Origin of the sequence: Kaistia algarum (assembly GCF_026343945.1) — a bacterium.
GTDB classification, from domain to species: domain Bacteria; phylum Pseudomonadota; class Alphaproteobacteria; order Rhizobiales; family Kaistiaceae; genus Kaistia; species Kaistia algarum.
In genome coordinates this window covers 1-8,137 of the sequence record NZ_JAPKNJ010000008.1, presented here as the reverse complement: position 1 = coordinate 8,137, position 8,137 = coordinate 1, and the positions used below count along the sequence as shown (strand labels likewise).

Genomic DNA, 8,137 nt, shown 5'->3' with positions numbered 1-8,137 from the left:
TGCCGGTCGTCATCATCCACAAGAACGGCGAGGCCCATCAGGGCGAGGTCAAGGAAGACTCCAACCTGGTGGTGCGCGCCGGCATCAAGCAGTTCCCGTTTCCCTTTCTCGCCTACAAATGCGGGATGGGGAAATGCGCCACCTGCGCGAGCCGGGTCATCGGCGGGGCGGAGCATCTGCCGCCGCCGAACTGGAAGGAAAAGAAGCAGTTGGGCGATCGTCTCGACGAGGGCTACCGCCTCATCTGCCAGCTCTGGATCAAGCACGACATCGAACTCGTGCAGGAATAGCCCTGGAATAACGAAAGAACGCCGCGCTGCTTTCGCAGCGCGGATCCACCCGGTTCCGCTTTCGGAGCGAAGAACATGTATGTGATCCTGACGAGCAAGCCTGGCCAGTTCAGAACGGAGATCTCCGACGGCGTCGTTCCGGTGGAGTCGTATGACTATTTGTTCTACGGCACCAAGCGCGCGCAATTCACCATTGCCGAGCTGCAGCGCAGCGATGCGCGGATCACGATCGTCGAGGACGAGCCGCCCCAGATCACGAACTCCGTGCCGTCGAAGCTGTTCGAGAAATTCGACACGCGCGAGGACGCACTCCGCGAACTCAACACGCTCACCCATTACGGCAGCATGGACATCGTGCTGAAGCCCGTCTGACACTCGATCCGACGAAGCCAGGATAAACGACTGCCGATGATCACCATCACGTTCATCACGAACGATGGAAAGACGGCGACTGCCGAGCCGAACAGCAATCTGCTCCGGGTCTCGCTGCGCGAGAAGGGTGGCATTCCCTTCAAATGTGGCGGCGGCATCTGTGGAACCTGCCGTTGCCGGATCGAGGCAGGCCTTGAGCATACCGACGCGGTGAAGGCGAAGGAGCGCAAGCATCTGACCGACACCGACCTCGCCGCCGGCTATCGCATGGCCTGTCAGACCTTCGTCAGCGGCGATGTCGCCGTCTCGTGGCTGCCGCGAGGTCCGAACGGCAAGCCCATCGGTGAATAGTGGCCGGGCGCCGCCGCACGGCTCCCTGGCTTCCTTCGCCTCTCGATTTCGCTGACCGCAGCCTTCTGAAAGTTCCCTATCGCATGACCCACCTCAACCATATTGACGGCCAGTGGATCGCGGCGACGTCCGGCGCCACCTTCGAGGATCGCAGCCCGGCCGATGATCGCGACCTCATCGGCACGTTTCCGGATTCCGGCGCGGAGGATGTGGCACGGGCCGTGGCTTGTGTCGGGGAGGCTTGGCCGGCCTGGGCGGCTGCATCGCCCGAGCTTCGCGCCGACGTCCTGTTCAAGGCGGCTGACATCATGAGCCGGCGCGCCGATGAGATCGCCGCCGAACTCACGCGCGAAGAGGGCAAGACGATCGGCGAGGCGCGCAACGAGGCGCGCCGGATCGCGGCGAATTTCCGCCTCTATGCCGGCGAAGCCTTGCGCACGCATGGCGAGACCTATCCGAGCGAGGCCGGACAGATCGTGTTCTCGCTCCGGGAACCTGTCGGTGTCGTCGCGGTCATCACCCCATGGAACTTTCCGCTGTCGATGGCGGCACGCAAGATCGCCCCGGCACTGGCGGCTGGCAATGGCGTGATCTTCAAGCCATCGGAGGTGACGCCGCTGATGGGCCAGCGCCTGGTCGAGGTGCTGCTGGAGGCAGGCGTTCCACCGAAGCTTCTGGCCCTTGTGCACGGCCGGGGCGCTAGCATTGGAAAAGCGATCACGGCGCATTCCGGCATCGACGCGATCACTTTCACCGGCTCCTACGCCGTTGGCCGCGACATCCAGTCTTCCGTCTCGACCGACACGCGCTGCCAGCTCGAAATGGGCGGCAAGAACGCGACCATCGTTCTGGCCGATGCCGATCTCGCCAAGGCCGCCGCCATCATCGAACGGGGCGCCTTTGGACTGACGGGCCAAGCCTGTACCGGCACCAGCCGGGTTCTGGTGGCAAGGCCGCTCTATGAGGCGCTGGTCGAGAAGCTGGCTTCCGTCGCGCGGGCGATCAAGGTCGGCCCCGGCGATGCCGAGGGCGCGAAGATGGGACCGCTCGCGACGAAGGCGCAATATGACAAGGTCCTCTCCTATATCGCGATCGCCCGCGACGAGGGCGCGCGGATCGTGACGGGCGGGGAATCGCTGCGGGAGACCGATCCCGCCTTGGCGCATGGCTATTTCGTCAGCCCGGCGGTGATCGCCGACCTGCCGGCTGGAAGCCGCCTGCTGCGGGAAGAGATTTTCGGGCCCGTCGTCGCCGTCCGGGCCATCGACACGCTCGACGAGGCGATCGCGATCGCCGACGAAACCGAATATGGCCTCGCCGTCTCGCTCGTCACCAGCGATCTGCCATCCGTCCTTCGCTTTGCCCGCCTGACCCGGCACGGCATCGTCAAGGTCAACGGCCCGACCACCGGCGTCGGATTGAACGTGCCGTTCGGCGGGTTCAAGCATTCCAGCAACCAGGCCGCCAAGGAACAGGGCGGTGCGACGGTGATGGACTTCTATACGCGGATCAAGAGCATCTATCTCGGCGCCTGAGCCATGGAGACGGTGCTCTCCGATCTGTTTCCGCCAGGCTTCTCTGGCGGCCATTTCGCTGGAGCGGCGGGGATGGTTTTCGTCGCGGCGTTGCTTCAGGGCATCGGAGGCATGGGCTTCGCCATGGTCTCGGCCCCGCTCGCAGTCCTGTTCTTCCCCGAGTTGGTGCCTGGCCCGCTGCTGGTTCTCGGCGCGGGAATCGCCATCCTCGGCATGGTGCGCGAGTGTTCCGAGATCGTGTGGCCCGACGTCGGGTCGCTTGTCGGCGGCCGTCTGGCCGGTACGCTCATCGCCGGCCTGACGCTGTCGGTCCTGCCGACCACGCTGTTCTCCACGCTCTTCGCGATCCTGATCCTGACCGGCATTGCGTTCAGCCTTTCCGGCTGGCGCGTGGTGCCTTCGGTGCGCAATATGGTCCTCGCGGGCCTCGCCTCTGGCGTCATGGGAACGATCACCTCGTCCGGCGCGCCACCCTTTGCCCTCGTCATGCAGAACCTTCCGCCGCCGCGCCTCCGGGCGACGATTTCCGTGGTGTTCCTGATCGGCGCCATCGGTTCGCTGGCCATGCTGGCCTATGTCCACCTGTTTGGCCCGGCGGAATTCTGGCTCGGCATCGGCTTGCTGCCCTTCATGATCCTGGGCTTCATCGCCTCCAACCCACTGACGCGGATCGTACCGCGCGAGACCGTGCGCCTGCTGCTGCTCGCTTTGTCCGGCTGCGGCGCGATCGGTATCCTGACGCGCGTGTGGCTGCTTCGCGCCTGATTGGAGAGAGACCGGCCATGTTGCACATTACCGACGAAATGGTAGCAGAGGCTCTTAGCATCACCGATGCGCAGGCCGCCATGGAAGCTGCCTTTGCGAGCTATGGTCATGGCCGAGCGACCATGCAGGAGCGGTTTCGGACGGAAGCCGGCGGCGTCAAGCTGTCGACGCTCGGTGCCGTGATTCCCGACCTCGGCGTCACCGGCGCCAAGGTCTACACGACCATCGAAGGGCGGTTTTCGTTTGTCATCGTGCTGTTCTCGACCGAGAGCGGCCTTCCGCTGGCCTCGATTGAAGCCAATGCGATCACGCGTCTGCGAACGCCCGCCTGTTCGGTGCTGGCCGCCCGGCATCTCGCCCGGCCGGACAGCCGCCGCCTGGCAATCTTTGGAACGGGGACGCAGGGCCGCGCCCATGCCGTCCAATTCGCCGCGGCCTATCCCATTGGCGAGATACTCCTGGTGTCGTCCCGGCCCGATCCGGCGACGGCCACGGCTATCGCGGAGCAGTCCGGCGTCGCGACCCGGCTCGTTTCGACAGAAGAGGCGATCGAGACCGCGGACATTGTCGTCACAGCGACGCGCTCTCGTACGGCGCTGTTCGGCGGCGGCATGCTGCGTCCGGGATCCTTCGTCGCCGCCGTGGGATCGAGCCTGCCGACTACCCGCGAACTGGACGACGCCGCGCTGGCGCGCTGCGCCATCGTCGCCGTCGAATGGAAGGTGCAAAGCCTGCGCGAGGCTGGCGATCTGGTCCTGGCGGATCCGGCTATTCTGCCCGCCGATCGGATCGTCGAACTCGGCGAACTCGTCGCCGGTTTCGTGCCCGGGCGGACTTCGCGCGAGGCGATCACGCTCTACAAATCGGTCGGCGTCGGCCTGGAGGACATCGCGCTCGCCGGTCTGGCCTGGCGCCGGATCACGGCGGGGTGAGGCGCTGTCGCCTCAGACGCCCTGCTGAAGCTGCGCGGCATTGTAGACGTGACGGGCGGCAAGGAGGCCCGCGAGTTCCGCATCGCCTTCGATCACCGCGCGCAGAATGGCCGCATGTTCCTGCCAGTTTTCCTTGCCGCGCTTCCGGCTGATCGGGGCGAAGATCATCGCCGTGCGGTCGCGTAGCGAGCGGATCGTGTCCTGCAGAACCGAATTGCCCGCGACGCTGCCGATGGCCTCGTGGAAATCGAAATTCTGCCGCGAAAGCTGCGCCGGATCGTCGACTTCGAGCAGCCTTGTGCCCTCATCGAGGATGCGCTGCAGCTCGGCGATCTGCTCGGGGTCATGCCGCTTGGCGGCCAGCTTGGCGTTCAGCGATTCGAGTGTCGCCCGCACCTCGACCAGTTCCCGCTTCTGCTGCTCGGTGAAGGTCGTCACGGAAGCGCCACGGCGCGGCTCAATCGTGACCAATCCTTCGGCCGCGAGTTCGCGAAGCGCCTCGCGCACCGGCATGCGCGAAACGCCCAGTTCATCGGAAAGCCGCCCCTCGATCAGGCGCTCGCCGAGCGGGATGTCGCCGCTCAGGATGCGAGCGCGAAGCGCCTGCGTGACCAGCTTGGTCAGCGGTGTATGGGTGGTTCCAAGAAGGGTGATGTTCATGAGTCTGTTGCCGGATCGGCGCCGCCTGCTTGTGGTCGCGCCATATTGGATACAGCATTCGCGCCACTTCGTTATGACATAGCCGATTCAGGTCGGCTCTGTCATCTCGGGGGCCATGTCATACGCACTCCACAGCGACAGGGCGGCGCGACGCTCGAGTTCGCCAATGCGCAGCGTCTCCTGCGCCGCGCCGAGGACCGCGAGCGGCTGCGCCAAGTTCCAGGCCGGCCATCCGCCTCCCGGGTCGCCGGAATGGACGAAGGACGCCCAGAGCCCGGCCAAGGCATGCGAGGTGGCGGCCGCCTCCGCGGGCCGGCCGACCTTTCCGGCATAATGAGGGTGTCCGACATTGCCGAACACGAAGGGAACCTCGGCCGCGTGCGGCGCGCTGCGCGACGGCGGGGCCAGTGGCCAGGCAAATTCATAGAGAAAGGCAGGCTGGCGACGCGCCGCATGCCGCGAGGCGCAATCCATGATCGGCGCCCGGAAGACGAGGTCGGTATAGATGGCGAGGAACAGCGCGGCGACGCTCGCCGCCGGCATCGCCGCTTGGTAAGCTGCGATGATGTCCATCGGCCGCGGCGCATCCGGATAGGGATAGTGGCGGACGACCAGCCTGCCGACTTCAGCGGCGAGGCCCGCCATGTCGACGGGCGGCTTCAGCGCGGAGAGAACCGTACCGTCGGGCAGGCTCAGATCGTACCAGAAGCCCGCCTCGTCCCGCGTGAAGCCGATCAGCAAGGGAACATCGGCGAGCGTGCCGGCCACCGGCCAGTCGCGGACCAGGACGCCGTCGCGCGTCGGCGCCGTCCGCGGCCTGCCCAGCGGGGAACTGCGCAGGAAGGCCTGTTCGCGGGCAACCAGCGTTGCGCCGTCGATGTCGCGAAGGCCAGCCACATCCGTGCCGAGAAGGCCGGCAAACGCCTCCGTGTATTCCGTGGCGCCGGCGAGATCGGACAGCATCGGCGGCTGGAACAGCGGCGGGCTTTGCGCGATCACGCGCGCGAAGAGCGAGCGGAAATCGGGGTTCTGCGCGATCAGCAGCGCGTCGGTGGCGCCTGATGACTGGCCGGCAATCGTCACGCGCGCTGGGTCGCCACCAAAAGACGCGATCTCGTCCCGTACCCAGCGCAGCGCCGCGACCTTGTCCTGCAGGCCCCAGTTCGCCGCATATCCGGTCACCGGATCGGCCAACGCGGGGTGGCCGAGCCCGCCGAGCGCCCCGAGCCGATAGTTGACCGTGACGACCACGAGGCCATGGCGGCGGGCGAGGAACGCGCCATCGATCGCAGCCATGCCGCCATGGCCGTTGCGCGTCGCACCGCCATGGAACCAGACCAGCACGGGAGCGCCGGACGCGCCTTCGCCCGCCCATACATTGAGATACAGGCAATCCTCGTCCTGCGCTTCGATGGGATCATTGAGCCAGAGCTGCGAGCCCACGAGGATCTGTGGCGGCGCCGGTCCGAACGAAGTTGCCATACGGGTGCCGGACCAGGGAAGCGGCGGCCGCGGCGATGCCAGCCGCAATGCACCGACCGGCGGGGCCGCGTAGGGGATACCGAGAAAGCGCCGTACCCCGTCGATCCTCTCGCCGGCCAGGCTGCCCTTCGCGGTCTCGACGATCCTTGGCATGAGATGTCGCCCGGTGGTCAGTCGGCGCCGCGATTGTGCTGGAAGAGGAAGCTGTCGGCGTAGATGTGATTGACGCTGGCGCCATGAGCGATCAGCAGGTGCTTCGCCGACGAAATCATGCCCGGCGAGCCACAGAGATAGACGGCGTGCTCCTCAAGGTCGTCGACGTCCTCGACAACGGCGTCCTGCACATAGCCGCGCCGGCCCTGCCAGCCCTCGCCAGCGCGCGACAGCACGGGGATATAGCGAAAATCCTCGAGCCGCTCGGCCCAGGATTCGATCTCACGGTGCAGATAGAGGTCCGCTTCCGTTCGCATGCCCCAGTAAAGCGCGACCGGCGGTGGCGTCGGATCATCGAACAGGGCCTCGACGATGCTCTTGATCGGCGCTAGGCCGGTGCCCGTCGCTACCAGGATCAGCGGGCGGAAATCGTCGCGCAGGAAGAACGACCCGAGCGGCAATTCCAGATCCAGCGCATCGCCGGGCTTCAGCGCGCCAAGGTGGCCGGACGTGAACCGGCCGCCGGGAATCTGCCGCACATGCAGATCGATCATGCCGTCGGCGGCCGGGCGACTCGCCATCGAGAAAGAGCGCGCCGAGCCGTCCTCCAGTAGAATGTTGATGTGCTGTCCCGGCAGGAAGGTGAGATTAAGCCCGACCGGCAAGGCCAGCTTCAAATGAACCACGTCCGCTGTGAGGCGCTGGACAGCGGCGACGCGCGACTGGCAGCGCATCGGTTCCGGCAGCAGCGAGGGCATCAGTTCGGCTTCGACGACGAGATCGCTCGTCGGCCGCGCCTGGCAGGCAAGCCCGAAGCCGGCCTCCGCTTCCTCGGGTTCCAACCCCATGGGCGGCTCGGCATAGTCGACCGAGCCCTCAATCAGCTTGAAACGGCATGTCCCGCACGTGCCGGACTTGCAGTCGTGCGGCAAATTGATTTCCGCCCGCAGCGCGGCGGCCAGCAATGTCTCGTGCGGCTCGACATCGAAGGCTAGATCGCCGTCGAGCAATGTGACGCGGTGCAACAAGGGACACCCTGGAACGGAAAGATGGAGAGAGCGGACGGCGGAAATCGAACCCTCCTATTTCTTGATGTCGGCCTCCACGAGCACGGTCTTGCCCGACGGCGCCAGCGCCGCGGCAAGCGCCGCCAGCGCTGCCAGACCGCAGGCAATGTCCTGCTCGCCATTGCCGCCCGAAAGACCGACGCCCCCGATCACCTGATCGTCGACGACGATCGGGAAGCCACCGACGAAGGCAGCGAAACGCCCCTCGAAGGAGAGCTGGATGCCATAGGCTTCGTTGCCCGGAAGCGCCGGACCATTCGGCGACCTCGTGAAAAGATGCGTCGAGCGTTTGTGGCCTGCCGCAGTCCAGGCCTTGTTCCAGGCGATCTGCGGGCCCGTGATGCGGGCATTGTCCATCCGCTCGAGCGCGATCGGGAAGCCCCCCTCGTCGACGATGCACACCGTCTCGGGTACGCCGAGAGCCTCGGCCTTCTCGATCGCGGCAGCGATCATGAGGCGGGCCTCGGCCCGCTCCAGCTTGAGTATCGTCTTCAAATCACGACTCCGGAGGGTCTTCGAACTAGCGCCTG

General features: G+C 66.1%; 10 protein-coding genes. 6 read left to right on the top strand and 4 right to left on the bottom strand.

Features of this window, described 5'->3' with window-relative positions; genetic code table 11:
• The 6 genes from OSH05_RS25060 to OSH05_RS25035 form a co-directional block, all read left to right on the top strand.
• Nucleotides 1–290, top strand: a 290-nt coding sequence (locus OSH05_RS25060; protein WP_323181503.1) for a 2Fe-2S iron-sulfur cluster-binding protein, incomplete at its 5' end; no start/stop codon positions are given.
• A 75-nt stretch (nt 291–365) separates the two neighbouring features.
• Nucleotides 366–662, top strand: coding sequence for a ferredoxin (locus OSH05_RS25055; RefSeq protein WP_104221643.1), 297 nt, complete (start codon nt 366–368; stop codon nt 660–662).
• 36 nt (nt 663–698) lie between these two features.
• Nucleotides 699–1,013, top strand: a complete 315-nt coding sequence (locus OSH05_RS25050) for a 2Fe-2S iron-sulfur cluster-binding protein (RefSeq protein ID WP_104221644.1) — start codon at nt 699–701, stop codon at nt 1,011–1,013.
• An 83-nt stretch (nt 1,014–1,096) separates the two neighbouring features.
• Nucleotides 1,097–2,548, top strand: coding sequence for an aldehyde dehydrogenase family protein (locus OSH05_RS25045; protein WP_104221651.1), 1,452 nt, complete (start codon nt 1,097–1,099; stop codon nt 2,546–2,548).
• Nucleotides 2,549–2,551: 3 nt separating this feature from the next.
• The gene (locus OSH05_RS25040) at nt 2,552–3,313 is read left to right on the top strand and encodes a sulfite exporter TauE/SafE family protein (protein ID WP_104221645.1); all 762 of its coding nucleotides are present in this window, start codon (nt 2,552–2,554) and stop codon (nt 3,311–3,313) included.
• 17 nt (nt 3,314–3,330) lie between these two features.
• Nucleotides 3,331–4,245 (top strand): ornithine cyclodeaminase family protein, encoded by a 915-nt coding sequence (locus OSH05_RS25035; protein WP_104221646.1) that lies wholly within the window; start codon nt 3,331–3,333, stop codon nt 4,243–4,245.
• Nucleotides 4,246–4,257: 12 nt separating this feature from the next.
• Here OSH05_RS25035 and OSH05_RS25030 read toward each other — a convergent pair whose 3' ends face one another.
• The 4 genes from OSH05_RS25030 to OSH05_RS25015 form a co-directional block, all read right to left on the bottom strand.
• Nucleotides 4,258–4,905, bottom strand: coding sequence for a GntR family transcriptional regulator (locus OSH05_RS25030; protein ID WP_104221647.1), 648 nt, complete (start codon nt 4,903–4,905; stop codon nt 4,258–4,260).
• 87 nt (nt 4,906–4,992) lie between these two features.
• Nucleotides 4,993–6,540, bottom strand: coding sequence for a carboxylesterase/lipase family protein (locus tag OSH05_RS25025; protein ID WP_104221648.1), 1,548 nt, complete (start codon nt 6,538–6,540; stop codon nt 4,993–4,995).
• Nucleotides 6,541–6,557: 17 nt separating this feature from the next.
• Entirely contained in the window at nt 6,558–7,568 is a 1,011-nt protein-coding gene (locus OSH05_RS25020) for a 2Fe-2S iron-sulfur cluster-binding protein (protein WP_104221649.1), read from the bottom strand.
• Between the two features lie 54 nt (nt 7,569–7,622).
• Nucleotides 7,623–8,102, bottom strand: coding sequence for a GlcG/HbpS family heme-binding protein (locus OSH05_RS25015; protein WP_104221650.1), 480 nt, complete (start codon nt 8,100–8,102; stop codon nt 7,623–7,625).
• Between the last annotated feature and the right edge of the window lie 35 nt (nt 8,103–8,137).

Bases quoted from the DNA above. Each gene is read 5' to 3' on its own strand.
- OSH05_RS25045 (WP_104221651.1), top strand. From the start codon at position 1,097: ATGACCCACCTCAACCATATTGACGGCCAGTGGATCGCGGCGACGTCC.
- OSH05_RS25050 (WP_104221644.1), top strand. From the start codon at position 699: ATGATCACCATCACGTTCATCACGAACGATGGAAAGACGGCGACTGCC.
- OSH05_RS25055 (WP_104221643.1), top strand. From the start codon at position 366: ATGTATGTGATCCTGACGAGCAAGCCTGGCCAGTTCAGAACGGAGATC.
- OSH05_RS25030 (WP_104221647.1), bottom strand. From the start codon at position 4,905: ATGAACATCACCCTTCTTGGAACCACCCATACACCGCTGACCAAGCTG.
- OSH05_RS25040 (WP_104221645.1), top strand. From the start codon at position 2,552: ATGGAGACGGTGCTCTCCGATCTGTTTCCGCCAGGCTTCTCTGGCGGC.
- OSH05_RS25025 (WP_104221648.1), bottom strand. From the start codon at position 6,540: ATGCCAAGGATCGTCGAGACCGCGAAGGGCAGCCTGGCCGGCGAGAGG.
- OSH05_RS25035 (WP_104221646.1), top strand. From the start codon at position 3,331: ATGTTGCACATTACCGACGAAATGGTAGCAGAGGCTCTTAGCATCACC.